This window comes from Sphingobium sp. GW821-FHT02B05 (assembly GCF_059421905.1).
In genome coordinates this window covers 1,323,963-1,341,107 of sequence record NZ_JBWKVW010000001.1, presented here as the reverse complement: position 1 = coordinate 1,341,107, position 17,145 = coordinate 1,323,963, and the positions used below count along the sequence as shown (strand labels likewise).

The 17,145-nt window shown below is 63.0% G+C and carries 14 protein-coding genes; 5 read left to right on the top strand and 9 right to left on the bottom strand.

Annotation, left to right across the window (positions count from 1 at the left end; genetic code table 11):
- The first annotated feature begins 621 nt into the window (after window positions 1-621).
- Both acnA and AC07UX_RS06790 read left to right on the top strand, forming a co-directional pair.
- Window positions 622-3,291 (top strand): aconitate hydratase AcnA, encoded by a 2,670-nt coding sequence (gene acnA / locus AC07UX_RS06795; RefSeq protein ID WP_495191178.1) that lies wholly within the window; start codon window positions 622-624, stop codon window positions 3,289-3,291.
- 180 nt (window positions 3,292-3,471) lie between these two features.
- Entirely contained in the window at window positions 3,472-4,095 is a 624-nt protein-coding gene (locus AC07UX_RS06790; RefSeq protein ID WP_495191177.1) for a hypothetical protein, read from the top strand.
- 3 nt (window positions 4,096-4,098) lie between these two features.
- Here AC07UX_RS06790 and AC07UX_RS06785 read toward each other — a convergent pair whose 3' ends face one another.
- Window positions 4,099-6,423 (bottom strand): GH92 family glycosyl hydrolase, encoded by a 2,325-nt coding sequence (locus AC07UX_RS06785; RefSeq protein WP_495191176.1) that lies wholly within the window; start codon window positions 6,421-6,423, stop codon window positions 4,099-4,101.
- Between the two features lie 111 nt (window positions 6,424-6,534).
- Here AC07UX_RS06785 and AC07UX_RS06780 point away from each other — a divergent pair, with 111 nt between their 5' ends.
- Entirely contained in the window at window positions 6,535-7,236 is a 702-nt protein-coding gene (locus AC07UX_RS06780; RefSeq protein ID WP_495191175.1) for a glutamine amidotransferase, read from the top strand.
- Between the two features lie 52 nt (window positions 7,237-7,288).
- Entirely contained in the window at window positions 7,289-8,641 is a 1,353-nt protein-coding gene (locus AC07UX_RS06775; RefSeq protein WP_495191815.1) for a glycoside hydrolase family 27 protein, read from the top strand.
- Window positions 8,642-8,698: 57 nt separating this feature from the next.
- On the opposite strand, the gene AC07UX_RS06770 is transcribed toward AC07UX_RS06775, so the two are convergent.
- Both AC07UX_RS06770 and AC07UX_RS06765 read right to left on the bottom strand, forming a co-directional pair.
- The gene (locus tag AC07UX_RS06770; protein WP_495191174.1) at window positions 8,699-10,375 is read right to left on the bottom strand and encodes a M28 family metallopeptidase; all 1,677 of its coding nucleotides are present in this window, start codon (window positions 10,373-10,375) and stop codon (window positions 8,699-8,701) included.
- Between the two features lie 41 nt (window positions 10,376-10,416).
- Window positions 10,417-11,073, bottom strand: coding sequence for a glutathione S-transferase (locus tag AC07UX_RS06765; protein ID WP_495191173.1), 657 nt, complete (start codon window positions 11,071-11,073; stop codon window positions 10,417-10,419).
- A gap of 126 nt (window positions 11,074-11,199) precedes the next feature.
- Between AC07UX_RS06765 and AC07UX_RS06760 the strand changes: the two genes are divergently transcribed.
- Window positions 11,200-12,423 (top strand): polyhydroxyalkanoate depolymerase, encoded by a 1,224-nt coding sequence (locus tag AC07UX_RS06760; RefSeq protein WP_495191172.1) that lies wholly within the window; start codon window positions 11,200-11,202, stop codon window positions 12,421-12,423.
- A 116-nt stretch (window positions 12,424-12,539) separates the two neighbouring features.
- On the opposite strand, the gene AC07UX_RS06755 is transcribed toward AC07UX_RS06760, so the two are convergent.
- The 6 genes from AC07UX_RS06755 to AC07UX_RS06730 all read right to left on the bottom strand — a co-directional run bounded on the left by AC07UX_RS06755 (window position 12,540) and on the right by AC07UX_RS06730 (window position 17,052).
- Window positions 12,540-12,893, bottom strand: coding sequence for a YbaN family protein (locus AC07UX_RS06755; RefSeq protein WP_495191171.1), 354 nt, complete (start codon window positions 12,891-12,893; stop codon window positions 12,540-12,542).
- 344 nt (window positions 12,894-13,237) lie between these two features.
- Window positions 13,238-13,468, bottom strand: coding sequence for a hypothetical protein (locus AC07UX_RS06750; protein WP_066858169.1), 231 nt, complete (start codon window positions 13,466-13,468; stop codon window positions 13,238-13,240).
- Window positions 13,469-13,699: 231 nt separating this feature from the next.
- Window positions 13,700-15,004 carry a sensor histidine kinase gene (locus AC07UX_RS06745; RefSeq protein WP_495191814.1) on the bottom strand — a complete coding sequence of 435 codons (1,305 nt, stop codon included), beginning with the start codon at window positions 15,002-15,004 and terminating at the stop codon, window positions 13,700-13,702.
- A 163-nt stretch (window positions 15,005-15,167) separates the two neighbouring features.
- Window positions 15,168-15,833, bottom strand: coding sequence for a response regulator transcription factor (locus AC07UX_RS06740; RefSeq protein WP_495191170.1), 666 nt, complete (start codon window positions 15,831-15,833; stop codon window positions 15,168-15,170).
- A 50-nt stretch (window positions 15,834-15,883) separates the two neighbouring features.
- On the bottom strand, window positions 15,884-16,177 hold the full coding sequence (locus AC07UX_RS06735) for a hypothetical protein (RefSeq protein WP_495191813.1): 294 nt from the start codon (window positions 16,175-16,177) through the stop codon (window positions 15,884-15,886).
- Between the two features lie 131 nt (window positions 16,178-16,308).
- On the bottom strand, window positions 16,309-17,052 hold the full coding sequence (locus tag AC07UX_RS06730; RefSeq protein WP_495191169.1) for an SIMPL domain-containing protein: 744 nt from the start codon (window positions 17,050-17,052) through the stop codon (window positions 16,309-16,311).
- Between the last annotated feature and the right edge of the window lie 93 nt (window positions 17,053-17,145).

Below are 17,145 nucleotides of genomic sequence, written 5' to 3'. Positions count from 1 at the left end.
GCCGTTGCCATGCTTCCTGCCTAATGGGGGAAGTGAGGTGGCGGCCTTTTCGTTTGAGCAATTAGCGCCCGATCGCCTTAAGTCGAAGGGCTAAGCTGAGACATGGCCGAAGCACTTCGCTGTGCCTGGTGATTGGGCGTCGACTTTAACTCAGCCCGAACGGTCGATAGGCTGAAGCGCCGTCAGGACAAGCCGCTGAACCACGCACGATGTTGCGATGCAGCAAGGGGCAGGGGCGCTTCGCAATGGGCACATTCCGCCACTACCCGACCCACGATCCACTGGCTGCCGCCGCAGTCGGGGCAGGGGGTTTTGCGACCAAGATAATATTGCGGATTGATAGCAATTATGCCTGTTTCCACGGGCGAAAAACCTGTGTCCATGACTGTTTCCCCTTTTCTGCCGATGCAACGTTTAAAGGGGTGAAACGTATCCCTACATAAGCATCACAGACTGCGTCGCCATTTGATTTGCCTAGTGCAGATGATATGGCAGCGCAGCATCGGACATATCTGCTTCGACCATGGGTTGGGGTGTATCCTTGCCACCTTGCCATCCGGCGAGCCTCTGGTGGAAACGCGCCCTCCTTTGGCCGAGGCCTTGCGAGGAGACGCACATCTTATGACCGCCATCGGACAGGATACTCTGGGCACGCGCGACATGTTGAATGTCGGCGGCAAGGACATTGCCTATTATTCGTTGAAGAAGGCCGCGCAGAAGCTGGGCGATGTGTCCCGCCTGCCCTTTTCGATGAAGGTGCTGCTGGAAAATCTGCTCCGTTTCGAAGATGGCGTAACCGTCACTGCCGAGGATATCCAGGCGATCGTCGATTGGCAGAATGATCGGGGCAAGGCCGAGCGGGAAATCCAGTACCGCCCCGCGCGCGTGCTGTTGCAGGACTTTACCGGCGTGCCCTGCGTGGTCGATCTGGCCGCGATGCGCGACGCGATGAACGCGCTGGGCGCCGACGCCAGCAAGATCAATCCGCAGGTGCCCGTCCATCTGGTGATCGACCATTCGGTCATGGTCGACGAGTTCGGCACGCCCAAGGCGTTCGAGCAGAATATGGAGATCGAATATCAGCGCAATATGGAGCGCTACGACTTCCTGAAATGGGGCAGCAAGTCCCTCGCCAATTTCTACGCCGTGCCGCCGGGCACGGGCATCTGCCATCAGGTCAATCTGGAAAATATCGCGCAGGGCGTGTGGTCGTCGGTCGATGAAAGCGGCGCCACCGTCGCCTATCCCGACACCTGCGTCGGCACAGACAGCCACACCACCATGGTCAACGGCCTTGGCGTGCTGGGCTGGGGCGTGGGCGGGATCGAGGCGGAGGCCGCGATGCTGGGCCAGCCCGTATCCATGCTGATCCCCGAAGTCGTGGGCTTCAAATTCACCGGGACGCTGAAGGAAGGCGTGACGGCCACCGACCTGGTGCTGACCTGTACCCAGATGCTGCGCGCGCGCGGCGTGGTGGGGCGTTTCGTGGAATATTTCGGTCCGGGCCTGGCGACGCTGAGCCTGGCCGATCGGGCGACGCTGGCCAATATGGCGCCGGAATATGGCGCGACCTGCGGCTTTTTCGGCATCGATGACAAGACGCTGGACTATATGCGCCTGACCGGTCGCCCGGACGAGACGATCGCGCTGGTCGAAGCCTATGCCAAGGAGCAGGGTTTCTGGATCGACCCGTCGATCGAGCCGGTCTTTACCGACACCCTGGAACTGGACCTGTCCACCGTCGTGCCGAGCCTCGCCGGGCCGAAGCGCCCGCAGGACCGAGTCGCGCTGCCCGATGTCGACGATGTGTTCAATGCCGACATGGTCAATACCTACAAGAAGGCGCAGACCCGCGTTCCGGTGGAGGACAAGGATTTCGACATTGGCGACGGCGACGTCACCATCGCCGCGATCACCAGCTGCACCAATACGTCCAATCCCAGCGTGCTGATTGCCGCTGGCCTGGTCGCCAAGAAGGCGAACGAGCTGGGGCTCAAGCCCAAGCCGTGGGTCAAGACGTCGCTGGCGCCGGGTAGCCAGGTCGTGACCGACTATCTGGAAAAGGCGGGGTTGCAGTCGCATCTGGACGCCATCGGCTTCAACCTTGTGGGCTATGGCTGCACCACCTGCATCGGCAATTCGGGGCCGCTGGCGCCGGCGATCAGTGCGGCGATCAATGAAAATGGGCTGGTCGCCGCCGCCGTGATTTCGGGCAACCGCAATTTCGAAGGGCGCGTGTCGCCGGACGTGCGGGCCAATTTCCTCGCCAGCCCGCCGCTGGTGGTCGCCTATGCGCTCAAGGGCACGGTGATCGAGGATTTCCTGACCACGCCGATCGGCGTCAGCACGGCGGGGAACGACGTGTATCTCAAGGACATCTGGCCGACCAACGACGAGATCGCGACCACCATCGCGGGTGCGGTGGACCGGCCGATGTTCCAGGCGCGCTATGCCAATGTCTATAAGGGCGACGCGCATTGGCAGGCGATCGATGTCACCGGATCGGACACTTATCAGTGGCGCGCGGGATCGACCTATGTCGCCAACCCGCCCTATTTCGAGGGGTTGAGCATGACCCCGGCGCCGGTGACGGACATTGTGGAGGCGAAGCCGCTGGCGATCTTCGGCGATTCCATCACCACCGACCATATTTCGCCGGCCGGTTCCATCAAGGCGTCGTCGCCTGCGGGCAAATGGCTGTCGGAGCATCAGGTCAGTCAGGCCGATTTCAACAGCTATGGGTCGCGGCGCGGGCATCATGAAGTGATGATGCGCGGCACCTTCGCCAATATCCGCATCAAGAATCTGATGCTGGACGGCGTCGAGGGGGGCATGACGCGCTATGACGGCGAGGTCATGCCGATTTACGACGCGGCGATGAAGCATAAGGCGGTCGGCACGCCGCTGGTGGTCATCGGCGGCAAGGAATATGGCACGGGATCGTCGCGCGACTGGGCGGCGAAGGGCACGAATTTGCTGGGTGTCCGATCGGTCATCGTCGAAAGTTTCGAGCGTATCCACCGGTCGAACCTGGTTGGCATGGGCGTGTTGCCGCTCCAGTTCAAGGATGGCGATACGCGCGATACGCTGGGCCTGACGGGGGACGAGACGTTCACCATCCAGGGCGTCGCCGACCTGAAGCCGCGTCAGGATGTGAATGTGGTCGTAAAGCGGGCCGATGGATCGACCTTCACCTTCACCGCATTGTGCCGCATCGATACCGTCAACGAGCTGGAATATTTCCTGAACGGCGGCATCCTGCAATATGTGCTGCGCAAGCTGGCGGCGTGATCGGCTGAGTCCATGAAAAAAGGCTTCTTCCAGGAGGAAGGAGCCTTTTTTCATGGACATGCTCGATCATAAAATCGTCATGATTGTCTGAAAACCTCTATATTCCAGAACGGGATGCGAGCCGTCTGAAGCGTGGTTCGATGCAAACGCATCACGGTCGAGCAGGTTGAGGTGATGGTCATGAACATAGTCATGGTGATTTTGCTGCTGTCGGCGACTGCCGCACAGGCGGAAGAAAGCGCCCCGTCTCCTGACAAGGCCTTTGGCGCCTATGGGCGTGGCACGGCCGAAAATGCGATGAGCGAATTTGCGCAATGCGTGGTGCGCGGGACGCCGGCGAAGGTCGCGGACGCGCTGAAGACGCGGCCCGGGTCGCCGGAGGAGACGGCCAGCTTCATGGCGATGGCCAACAGCCGGAAGGGATGCCTGCACCAGGGCAAGCTGCGGATGAAGGGCCATGCGATGCGCGGCGCGCTGGCCGAGCAGCTTTATCTGCACCGCTTCACCGCCCCGCTGGTCGAGCCTGCCAATCCCGCCGCGCCGGCGCCGGCCGTCGTGGAAGGGGAGGACGCCTATCACGCCTATGCCGGCTGCATCGTCGCGCGCAACGCGCCTGCGGTGGACAGTCTGATCCGGTACAAGGCCGGCAGTGATGAGGAACGCGCAGCGTTTCAAAGTGCGATGCCGGCGCTGTCTTCCTGCCTGGCGGGCGGGGAAAGCCACCGGTTGCGGATCGACCGTGCCGTGCTGCGCGGCTATCTGGCCGAGGCGTTGCTGGATTTTCGCAATGCCGGGATCGGCTGACCCCTATCGTCCATAGCCCGTCATCGAATAGGGCCGGGCCTTCGTGCCGGTGGCCCAGGTCTTGTTCGGCGTCGCCTGCATGGTGAAGTGGAGCGTGCCGCCTGCGCGGATTTGCGCGTCGGTGATATAGGCGCGGTCCAGTGGTTTGCCGTTCAGCGTCACCGTGCCGATGTAGCGGTTGGCGTCGGACAGGTCGTCCGTCGTCACGGTGAAGCGCTTGCCATTGGGGAGCGCCATGTCGGCGCGCTCGACGAAGGGGCGGCCGATCACATATTCGTTGCTGCCCGGCGCGACAGGATAGAAGCCCAGGGCGGTGAAGACGAGCCAGGCGGACATCTGGCCCAGATCGTCATTGCCGGCCAGGCCTTCGGGCGTCGGCTTATACTGGCTGTCGATGATCTGCTTCAGGCGTTCCTGCGTGCGCCAGGGTTGCCCCGCATAGCTGTAGAGATAGGCGACATGGTGGCTGGGTTCGTTGCCATGGATATATTGGCCGATGAGGCCCGATATATCCTCGGCATGGCTATAGTCGATCTTGCTATTGTCATAGTCGAACATGGCGTCGAGTTTCGCGACGGTCCTGGCGTCGCCGCCCAGCAGGCGGAACAGGCCGGCCTGATCATGCGGCATGAACCAGCTATATTGCCAGGCATTGCCCTCCGTATAGTCCGATCCATAGTTGATGGCGGTGGGGTCGAACGGGGTGCGAAAGGACCCGTCGGCTTTGCGTGCGCGCAGGAAGCCGGTCTTGGGGTCGAAGCTGTTGCGCCAGTTGCGGGCGCGCTTTTCGAAACGCTCTGCCGTGGCGGTGTCGCCCAGATGGCGGGCGAGGCGGGCGATTGTCCAGTCGTCATAGGCATATTCGACCGTCTTGGACGCCGCTTCGGGTTCCCGGTCGATGGGCACGTAGCCGAGCTTCATATAGTCGCCAAGGCCGCCATAGGGGGCATAGTCGGCGCTGGCGACCATCTCTTTAAGGGCAATGCTACAGTTTATGCCCCCAATCCCCTTGAGGCAGGCGTCGGCGATCACCGGAACGGCGTGATAGCCGATCATGGTCCAGGTTTCCTTGCCGGCAAATTGCCAGACGGGCAGGATGCCGAAGGGACTCATCACCTTTCCCAGAAGCAGCGAGTTGACGAAATCGGCATTTCGCTGTTCGGGCTGGATGAGCGTGAGCAGCGGATGTTCGGCCCGGAACGTGTCCCATAGGGAGAAGGTCGAATATTTGGTCGTCTTGTCATGGGCATGCACCTGATCGTCGGGCCCGCGCCAGCGCCCGTCTGCGTCGCTCCAGATGCTGGGCGCCATCAGGCTGTGATAGAGGGCGGTGTAGATGTTGCGGCGCATCGGGGCGGGGGCGGCGATCTTTACGGCGCCCAGCGCATCGTTCCAGGCGGTGCGGGTCTTGGCCCGGATCGCGTCGAAATCGCCGACTTCGCTGGCGAGGTTGGCGATGGCGCCATCCTCGTCCACGCCCGACAGGGCGACCTTGACCTCCAGCGGCTTGGCGAGCGGACCGAAATCCAGTTGCGCCACCAGCGCGCGGCCGGAGAGGGAGTCGAGCGTTTCGGGGCCACGGCCCGGTCCCTTGAACCCCTTGTAGAGGATGTCCTTTTCCGTGCTGACAAACTGGTGCGCCGTCAGTGGTGCGGAGAAGCGCATGGCGAAGAAGATGCGCCGCGGGGTGGCCCAGCCGCGTATCTCGCGCGATCCGGTGATGGTGCCGTCGGCACGGATACGGACCGACGACCAGAGGATCTTGCCGGGATAGTCGTAGATGATCGAGCGCAGGTCCAGCACCAGATGCGCGGCCTTGCCCGCCGGGAAGCTATAGCGGTGGACACCGATGCGCGTGCCCGCCGTCATCTCCGCACGGACGCCGGGGTCGGTCAGGGTGACGGCATAATAGCCGGGCGAGGCGACCTCGTCGGCCTTGCGGGAGCGATAGCCGGGCGTCTTGTCGTCGCCAGCCTCCAGCGGGACGCTGTCGCCGCTGACCGGGGTGACGAGAAAATCGCCCAGGTCGCTATGGCCGGCGCCCGAGAAATGGGTGTGGGAAAGGCCGAGGATCGTCGGGTCTTCGTGGCGATAGCCGGCGGCCCAATCATAGGTCTGGCGCGCCGGGCCGACATGGGTGTCGGGCGACAATTGCACCATGCCGAAGGGGGCGACCGCGCCGGGGAAGGTGTGGCCCTCGCCCGACGTGCCGATGAAGGGATCGACGGCCTCGACCGGATCGTCGCTGGCAGGGCCTTGGGCGAAAAGGGGCGTGCCGGCGAGGAGGCTGGCGGCGACAAGCGTGCGGGCGGTGCGGAAGGCGTTCATGGTCCGCGTTAAATCATGGACGCGGGCATTGGCCAATAGCGCTGATTTGACCGCGCCAAGAAAGGCTGGGGTGGCGGCGGCGTGCGGGATTGTCTAGCGTCCGACTCAGCAATGAAGAGAGCGTTGATCGTCCGTCATGTCCCGCGCGAAGGCGCTGCGGGCTATCTCCAGCCGATAGAGGCTGCCGGTTATCATATCGATCGCATCGATGTGGCCAGCCCCGATTTCGGGCAGGTGGATCTGTGCGAGCCCGACCTGCTCATCATGATGGGCGGCCCCATGGGCGTTTACGAGCAGGCATTGCATCCCTGGATTCCGGTGCAGATCGAGAAACTGGCGGCGCGGCTGGCGGCGGACCGGCCGACCTTGGGCGTGTGCCTGGGCAGCCAGATGATGGCGGCGGCGCTGGGCGCACGGGTCTATCCGGGCGGGCAGATGGAACTGGGCTTTGCGCCTGTCAGCGTGAATGCGGCCGGGGCGGCATCCCCGTTGCGACATATCGATGGCGTGCCGGTTTTGCATTGGCATAGCGATACGTTCGATTTGCCCGACAATGTCGAGTTGCTGGCATCGACCGCCAAATATGCGCACCAGGCGTTTCGGCGTGGAAGCAATGTGCTGGCGCTGCAATTTCATGCCGAGATGGGCGAAGATCCGCGTTTCGAGGATTGGCTGACGCATTTCTGGGCGGATCTGGATGTGGCGCAGCAATGCGGGATCGCTTTGCGCGAGGACCATGGCCTGCATGGGCCTGTCGCGGTGGCGGCCGGGCGGGCGATGATCGGCGAATGGCTGGCCGGGATCAAAGGCTGAAGTCGGGTTGCTTTCGCATCGGACTTCCTATTAACTCCGACAAATGACGAGGATGACCATGAAGGCCAGCCGCCGCGACATGATCGCAGGCGGCATGGCAGGGCTTGCGGCTGCGGGAGCAGTGCGTGCAGGTGCAGCACCGGTGGAGCGGAGTGCGGCGCTATTGGCGCCAAGGCCGCCGATGGGATGGAACAGCTGGAACAGTTTCGCCACCACCATCACCGAGGCGCAGGCGCGAGAAACCGCCCGGATCATGGCCGAGAAGCTGATGCCGTACGGCTATGATATCTTTACCGTCGATATCCAGTGGTATGAACCCGACGCATCCAGCTATACCTATAATGCCAAGCCCAAGCCGGCGATGGATGCCCATGGCCGGATGATCCCAGCGCCCAATCGCTTTCCGTCCAGCGCGGGGGGCAAGGGGTTCACGCAACTGGCCAAGGAGGTGCATGCGCTGGGCATGCAGTTCGGCATCCATGTCATGCGCGGCATTCCGCGCGCGGCGGTGGAGGCGAATTTGCCGATATTGGGGACCAGCTATCGCGCGGCGGATGTGGCGGACAAGAGCAGCATCTGTTCCTGGAACCCGGACATGTATGGCGTCGACATGACGCGGCCGGGCGCGCAGGCCTATTATGACAGCATCTTTCGACTCTATGCCGAGTGGGGCGTCGATTTCGTCAAGATGGACGATATGAGCCGTCCCTATGACGCCCATGCGGCGGAGATCGAGGCGGCCCACAAGGCCATTCGAGCGACGGGGCGCCCGATCATCCTGAGCCTCTCGCCGGGGGAAACGCCGGTCATCCGGGGCGATCATGTGCGAAAATATGCGCAGATGTGGCGGATTTCCGATGATTTCTGGGACGATTGGACGATGCTGGAGGCGCAGTTCACGCGGCTGGAAAACTGGACGCCCTGGCGCGGGCCAGGGTCCTGGCCCGATGCCGACATGCTGCCACTGGGTCGGCTGGCTCTGGGCGAGCGGGATACGCGCTTTACCCCGGACGAGCAGAAGACGCTGATGACATTATGGGCGATCGCGCGGTCGCCGCTCATCATGGGCGGCGATTTGCGGCATCTGGATGCGGCGACGCTGGCGTTGCTGACCAATAGAGAGGTGATCGCGGTCAATCAGGCGAGCCAGGGTAATTGCCCGCATTTCGTCGAGGATGGCGTGCGGGTCTGGTCGGCCGTGCCGGAAGAGGGGAAGGGGCGCTATGTCGCGCTGTTCAATACCGGCGACAAGGCGCGCGAGGTCGGCGTCAAGTTGCGCGATCTGGGCCTGAGCGGGCCGGTGGCAATGCGGGATGTGTGGGCCGGCAAGGCGCTGGGCCAGCAGGCGGAGCGGGTGTCCGCGATGCTGCCGGCGCATGGGAGCGCGTTGTATCGGTTGGGTTGAAGCGGAGAAGCGGACTTGTTCCCCGGCCTTCGCCGGGGAACAGCATGGTTGGTTGCTTTACTTCCTTGCCGCCGCGCTCTTGTCGCGGATGGCCTTGAACTCGGAACCGGCCTTCCATTGCGGCCAGCGGGTGGAATTGGCGAGGTCTCGACCGATGTCTAGCATCAGGTCCACGTCCTGCGCGGCGCCGTCCAGCTTCCACATATCGTCCACGGCGTCGCAAGCCTGATGATAGCATTTGCCGGTATAGGCGTCGATCCACGCCTGACCCGCAGCACGGCCGCCATCGACCATGTCGGATGCACCGGCCAGACCCATCATGAGCAATACGGGCACGCCGCGCTTGGCCATGGAGAAATGGTCGGCGCGATAGAAGAGGCCGCGTTCGGGCAGGCTTTCCTGCGTGATGACGCGGCCCTGCGCCGTGGCGAATTTGGCCAGATCATCCTCAAGGCTGTTCTGGCCCTTGCCGATCAGGATCACGTCCTTCGCCTTGCCGGCGGTCTGGAGCACGTCGATGGTGAGGTTGGCCACCGTCTTGTCGATCGGATAGACCGGGTTCTGGGCATAATGTTCGGAGCCGAGCAGGCCGCGTTCCTCCGCCGTCCAGGCGGCGAAGACGATCGATCGGTCGGGCGCGGGTGCGGCCTTAAAGGCGCGGGCGATTTCGAACAGGCCGGCGAGGCCAAGCGCATCGTCATTGGCGCCGGCGCGATAGATGCGGCCCTGTGCGTCGGGCTTGCCTTGCCCATAGGCGTCCCAATGCGCGCCATACATGACGGTTTCCTGCGGACGCCTGGCGCCGGGGATGCGGGCGAGGACGTTGGCGCTCTGCACGACTTCCTGCTTGACCGGGAAGGCGGCGGAGAAGGTTGCGCCCTTCAGTTCGACAGGCTTGAACTTGGCCGAACGAGCTTGTTTGCGCAAGGTGGCAAGATCCTGGCCGGCGCCGGTGAACAGGGCCTTGGCCGCGTCGCCCTCGACCCAGCCCTGCACTTGCAGGCTGGTCAGCTTGTCGGCGGGGCGGACGAGGTCGTAATTTTCGCCGCCGGGGCTGACGACGACGTTCCAGCCATAGCCCGCGCCTGGCGTGTCATGGACGATCAGCGCGCCGATCGCGCCGCGACGCGCCGCTTCCTCGAACTTGTAGGTCCAGCGGCCATAATAGGTCATGGTCTTGCCGCCGAACTTGCCGAACGGGTCTTCGCCTCTCACCGCCTCGAAATCCGGGTCGTTGATGAGGAAGATGGCGACCTTGCCCTTCAGGTCCGCGCCCTTGAAATCGTCCCAGCCGCGTTCGGGAGCGGACACGCCATAGCCGACGAAGACAAGCGGCGCGTTGGCGAGCGCAACCTTGTCCTTGGGCTGGAGGGTCGAGAGATAGACCTGCTTGCCGACGGTCCAGGGGGTGGCGGCACCATTTTGCGCGACCTGCAACCCTTCGGCCTGGCCGAGGCGGGTGTGGAGCAGGGGCACGGTCTGCACCCACTGGCCGTCTGGGCCACCGGGTTCCAGCCCCAGCTGCTCGAAGCGGGCGACCAGATAGCCGATGGTGCGTTCTTCACCGATGGTGCCGGGCGCACGGCCCTGAAACAGGTCGGACGCCAGCGTACGGACGGACTGTTCAAGGCGGGCCGGCTCGACGGTCTGGGCGCGTGCAGCCAGGGGGCAGGCCAGAGAGCAAGAAAGGGCGGCGGTCAGGCCAAGGGCCATAGCAAGGGTGCGTGTGATCATGGACCCGCTCTAACCCCGTGGCCGGGCGGGGGGAAGGGCGTTCAGAACTCGGTTTCGAGTTCGATCATTTCGTCCGGTTCGGCGCGGGCATCCTCTATCCATTCGCGCATCAACGACCAGCTGTTGATGGTCTGGCAATAGGCGGCGGTGGCGTGAGATACCGGGACGGCATAGGTCAGGAAGCGTTGCGCCACCGGCGCGAACATGGCGTCGGCCACGGTCGGTTCGTCGCCGAACAGCCAGGGGCCGCCATAGCTGTCCAGACATTCGGCCCAGATGGCTTCGACCCGGTCGATATCCGGGCGGGCGCCGGGGAAGATCGGGAATTTGCTGTGCCGGACCTTCAGGTTCATGGGCAGGGCGGAGCGGAGATTGGCAAAACCGGAATGAATTTCGCCCGATACCGACCGGCAATGGGCGCGCGCCTTCCGGTCGGTGGGGTACATGCCGACATTGGGATAAAGTTCGTGGAGATATTCCGCGATGGCCAGCGTGTCCCATACGCTGGCGCCTTCATGGGTCAGGCGCGGGACCAGCACGGAGGGGGAGAGGAGCAGCAATTCGGCGCGATTGTCCGGGTCGTCCAGCGCGATCGTCTGTTCGATCACCCGAAGCCCCGCAAGCCGGCATAAAAGCCAGCCACGCAGCGACCAGGACGAGTAGTTCTTGCTGGATAAAGTGAGTGTCGCGGCGGCCATGGTGACTCTCCTACGTTGGTCCAACGTCACATTTATGATGATGCAGCGCAACATAAAAAGCATGTATAGCGTTTTATCAAAATACCGATTCGTGTCGCGGAAACAGTATAAGGCTTTTTGGCTATCATGCGCATGCTCTACAGTGGTTATCAGGCCTGGAACGACATGCTGGCCCCAGCGCGGTTCGGGGCGCAGGTGGCCCTTGGCCTGCGAGACAAGATGGGACCGATGGCCGATTGGGCGATGCCGCGCCGCATGTTCGCGCTGATGGACGTGTTTCAGGGCGCCAAGCTGACGCACAAGCGGCCGACCTACAAGATCGATACCGTAACAAGCGGCAATGCCGAAGTGGCGGTGCGCGAGGAAGTCGCGCTGGACCTGCCGTTCGGCGACCTGCTGCATTTCGTGAAGGATGAGGTGGAGGCGGAGCAGCCGCGCGTGCTGGTGGTAGCGCCCATGTCCGGCCATTTTTCGACATTGCTGCGCAGCACCGTGCAGACGCTGTTGCGCGACCATGACGTCTATATCACCGACTGGAAAAATGCGCGCGACGTGCCGTTGGAGGCCGGGCGGTTCGGCTTTGACGACTATGTCGACTATATCATCCAGTTCTTGCAGGAACTGGGCGAGGGCGCGCATCTGGTGTCGGTGTGCCAGCCCTGCGTGCCGGCGATGGCGGCCGTTGCGCTGATGTCCGAAGACAAGGACAAGGCGACGCCGCGGTCGATGACGCTGATGGGCGGGCCGATCGACCCCAATGCCGCGCCGACTGCGGTGAACGACCTGGCTAATGAAAAGCCGATCGAATGGTTCGAGGAAAATCTGATTTCGGTCGTGCCGTTCCGCTATGCCGGGCGCGGACGGGAGGTCTATCCGGGCTTCGTGCAACTGTCCGCCTTCATGTCGATGAACATGGACCGCCATTCGTCGCAGCATCGCGAACTCTATCAGTTGCTGGCAGACGGCAAGACGGTCGAGGCCGACAAGATCAAGACGTTTTACGAGGAATATTTCGCGGTCCTGGACATGACCAAGGAGTTCTACCTGGAAACCGTGGACATGGTGTTCCAGCGGACGCTGCTGGCCAAGGGCGAGATGACGGTGCGCGGGCGCAAGGTCAATCCGGGCGCGATCCGCAATACCGCGCTGCTGACGGTCGAGGGCGAACGGGACGATGTGTGCGCGGTGGGCCAGACGTCGGCTGCGCATGCGCTGTGCACCGGGTTGCGACCGCATATGAAGCGCCACCATCTGCAACCGGGGGTGGGCCATTATGGCGTATTTTCGGGCAGCAAATGGGAAAAGCAGGTCTATCCGCAGGTGCGCAACATGATCCTGGCGATGAACTGAGGGCGGCGGCCTGATCCTTCCTCCCGTCGATCGGGTCGGCCTGTTGCCATTTGTAGGACGCCTTCCCGGTCACTTGGGTTAGACCGCCCGCTGGGCGAACGTCCATGGCGGAGCGTTCAGCCCTCCGGCCGGGTCCATATCCAGCTGCCACCGATCAGCGCAGCGGCGATTGGGACCAGAAACCAGGGCCATGGGGAGAAGATCAGCGCCAATATGACGCTGAAGGCGAAGGCGCCAAGCGCAGCCTTCTTGCCCCGGCGGCTGATCGCCCCATGTTCGCGCCAGCGACGGATATGCGGGCCGAAATGCTTGTGGTCCAGCAGCCTGGCCTCAAGGCGCGGGCTGGAACGGGCAAAGCAGAAGGCCGCGAGGATCATGAACGGCACGGTGGGCAGCAGCGGCAGGAAGGCGCCGATCGTGCCGAGGCCGATCGAGAGAAACCCTGCGATGAGATAGAGGTGCCGCCGCATGGGGTTTCCTGTTGGGGTGGGATCGTGCTGCTATTGCTTCGCAGCTGCGGGGCGGGATGGCAAGGTGGATGTGGGGATCGAGCGGCGGGGATGGGTGGTTAGGGGACGGTCGGGTTTTAAGTGTAACGCCCCGAATAGCGTCATCCCAGCGAAGGCTGGGATCTCAGGCAGGCACACGCTGCGTGAATGGATAGCGCAAGACGGCTGGCCTCGCCCTACTGCCGCCTGAGACCCCAGCCTTCGCTGGGGTGACGGCTATGGGGCAAATGGGAAGGACCGCGATAAGTCCGATTCTGGTCGTTGATAGACCAACAGCATGGACGACTGCATAATTCGCGATCTCATTATCGCCATGGCGGCTTGTGGCCCGACGAGCGGTTTTCGGTAACGCCGTCTTTATAGAGCAGCCAGTAGATGAGCAGCGACAATGGCAGCATCACTCCGAATTTCACCCACCATTTTGCATCATCGGGTAGGACCAGCGGCGGCACAATCAGCCCGATCGCTAATGCGATGAGGAAAGCGTAGCGATGTAAAATGTATGGGATCACATCAGCTTCTCCTTCATTGGCCAAATATCATATTGGCAAAGAAGCTGAATGTCCGCAATCGAGACGCGCCAGCCTAACGTTGAACGACACAAAATGGTCGATACTCGACATAGCCTTATCCGACCTGCCGGGCCCTTCTACAGGCTCAAGGCAAGCTGGACCGGTGTCTCGTTTTTCTTCGGGCAATGTGCGTTAAGAAGAGGGAGCCGGATCAAGTGCGGGAATACGCTTTGCCTGATCTTTAGCGTCCTCTTCTCACGCCGCCGGTAGCCGCAGTCGTACCAGCAATCCGCCCAGATCCTCGCTTTCCTCCAGCACGACGGTGCCGCCGTAGATTTCGGCGACGTCGCGGACGATGGCGAGGCCCAGGCCAGTGCCTGGCTTGCCGGAATCGAGGCGGACGCCGCGGTCGAAGATGCGGACGCGGTCCGCCTCCGGTATGCCCATGCCGTCATCCTCGACCAATATCTCGATCATGTCCGCCGCGCGCCCTACCGTAGCAAAGACGCTGCCACCGCCATATTTGGCGGCGTTTTCGATAAGGTTGCCGAGCATTTCGTCGAGATCCTGCCGCTCGACGCGCACGGCGGATTCCTTGTCGCCGTCCATGTCGACGCGGGCTTCGGGATAGAGGCGCTGGACCGCACGCTCGACGGCGGTGAGGCTGGCCCAGACATCCGCGCGGCTTTGGGCGGCGCCGCGACGGCCGACGGCGCGGGCGCGGGCAAGGTGATGATCGACCTGCCGCCGCATCGTCGTCGCTTCGCGGATCACCGCGTCGCCAAGGTCGGGCGCCTGCGCGGTGGCGGCGTTCATGATGACGGTCAACGGGGTCTTGAGCGCATGGGCAAGATTGCCGGCATGGGTGCGGGCTTCCTCCGCCTGCCGCTCATTATGGGCGAGCAGGGCGTTCAGTTCCTCGACCATGGGGAGAACTTCGGCAGGCATGGGTTCGGTGACGCGGCTCTTTTGCCCGTCGCGCATCTTGATGATTTCCAGCCGCACCTTGCGCAGGGGGCGCAGGCCATAGATGGTCTGAAGCGTCGCCAGCATGAACAGGCCAAGCGCCAGCAGCGCGAAACTGTTGAACAATGTGGTGCGCAGCGTCCGGATCTGCCCATCCAGCCCTTCGCGCGCCTGCGCCACCATGAACAGCCAGCGCGTGTCGGAGCCGGGCAGGATGACGGTGCGTTCCATGATGCGCAAATCTTCGCCGGGGAATTGCTTGCTGTTATAGGTGTGGAGATGGCGGTCGTGATGCTGCGCCGGTGCCTTGAGCGCGCGATCCCAGAGCGAGCGGGAGCGCCAGTCTTCATGCCCCTTCGCGCTGATCTGATAATATAGGCCGCTGCTGGGTTCCAGGAAGCGCTGGTCGGCCAGTTCGCGGTTGAAGAGGACTTCGCCGTCCGGGCCGATTTCCGACGCCGCGATCATCGCGGTCAGCACATAGTTCATTCCGTCGTCGAAATTGCGGGTGATCGCGTCGGCCAGCACCCGGTCCAGCGCCACGCCGCCGCCGATCAGCAGCAGGCTGATCCACAGCGCGGCGATGCCGATCATCCGCCGGCTGATGGAGCCGGTGGAGCGGACGGGGGGAGGGGATTGGTTGTCCATCTGGACCTGACCTACACCCGTTCGTTTCGAGCATGTCGAGAAACGAGAAGCGCGCTGCTGGCCGCTTCTCGACTTCGCTCGAAGCGAACGGAGGTGGGTGCCGTTCCGATCAGCGCCCCGGCTCGTCCAGGCTGTAGCCAAGGCCGCGGATGGTGGTGATGACGTCGGCACCCAGTTTCTTGCGGATGCGAGTTACGAACACTTCGATCGTGTTGGAATCGCGGTCGAAATCCTGATCGTAAATATGTTCGATCAGTTCGGTGCGGCTGACCACCTTGCCCTTGTGATGGAGCAGGTAGGAGAGCAGCTTATATTCCTGCGCGGTAAGTTTGACCGGATCGCCTTTCAGCGTCACCTTGCCCGATCGGGTGTCGAGGCGGACGTCACCTGCGATCAGTTCGCTTGATGCGTTGCCCGACGCACGGCGGATGAGCGCACGCAGGCGGGCGATCAGTTCCTCGCTCTGGAACGGCTTGGCGAGATAATCGTCGGCGCCCGCGTCGAGGCCCGCGACCTTGTCCGACCAGCTGTCGCGTGCGGTAAGCACCAGCACGGGGAAGCTGCGGCCTTCCTTGCGCCAGCGGTCCAGCACGGTAAGGCCGTCGATGGTGGGCAGACCAAGGTCGAGCACGACCGCGTCATAGCTTTCGGTCGCGCCCAGGAAATGGCCGTCTTCGCCATCGGTGGCGAGGTCCACGGCATAGCCGGCGCCTTCCAGCGTATTCCTGAGCTGCTGGCCCAGATTCGGTTCATCCTCGACGATCAGCAGGCGCATGTGGCTTTTGTCCGTTTCTATTATGCGTTGAGTCAAAAGGCGGGCGCGGGTCAGCGCGCCATGCCGATGATATCGCCGGTCCGGCCGTCGGCATCAACCCATACGACCTTGCCGTCCTTCACATATTTCAGGCGGTAGCGGTTGGTGGAGGGGTTGAATTCGCTGCCGACATAGGAGGCGCCATCGACCGCCGCATCGACGCGGCGTTTGATCATGGCAAAAGGCATGACCTGCCCGTCCAGCATCGCGCGTCGCGCGGCATCCTGCTCGTCGCGGCGATTGCCCGCGTCGGCGGCGGGAATGGCCACCGCAAGGGCAAGGGATGCCGTGATCGCAGCGGCCATAGAGCGGGGCAGGCTGTTCCACTTCATATTCATGGGCATGACATAGGTGAATGGCATTGAACAGGTGGTGAATGGCGGGAATATGAACAGAAAAGGCGGCGATGCAGAAACATCGCCGCCTTTCTGGTCGATTATTTTTCCAGCGCGTATTGCACGGTGAGCGTGACCGATGCGCTGACCTGGCCGGGTTCGACCGGGGTGACGGGCGCGGCGTCCGCCTTGAAGCGGGCTGTCATGGCCATCGGCATGGGCGGCTGGCCGCCGCTGTTGCTTTCGGCGATGGAGATCAGGCGCGCGGTGCGATAGCCCGCCGCCTGGGCGTAGAAATCAGCCTGCGCCTTTGCGCTCTTGAGCGCGGTGCCACGGGCCTGCTGGATCAGGGGCGAGGGGTCTTCGATCGAGAAGCTGGGGCCGTTGATGTTGGTGGCGCCCGCTGCGACGAAGGCGTCGAGCGATGCGCCGACCTTCTTGATGTCGCGCAGCTTCACCGTCAGCTGGTTCGACGCTTCATAGCCGATGAAGCGCGGACCTTCCGGCTGGCCCTCGCGATTGCTGTAATCATATTGGGCGGACAGGTTGATGCCGCTGGTCTGGATATTCTTTTTCGCGATGCCGACCTTGGACAAGGCAGCGATCAGCTTTTCGGTCCTGGCGGCATTATCCTGCATGGCAGCCTGCGCGGTCTGGGCGCGGGTTTGGACGCCGGTGCCGACGGTCGCGATGTCCGGCGCGGCTTCGACGCTTTCGGTGACGTTCAATGTCACGACCGGCGCCGTCTCGGCGATGGTGACGCTGGTCTGGGCGCCCGCTGATGTGGGGGCCGCGACCGGCAGCGCGGCAGCGCCAAGCGCCATCAGGGCGAGAGCGGATTTCATGGACGTTTCTCCTCTATAAGTCCTTGCCCCCATATTTGGCCGGGGTGCGATGAATGGACGCTGTCCTGCGTTGAAAGCCGTCCGAAAGCTTTC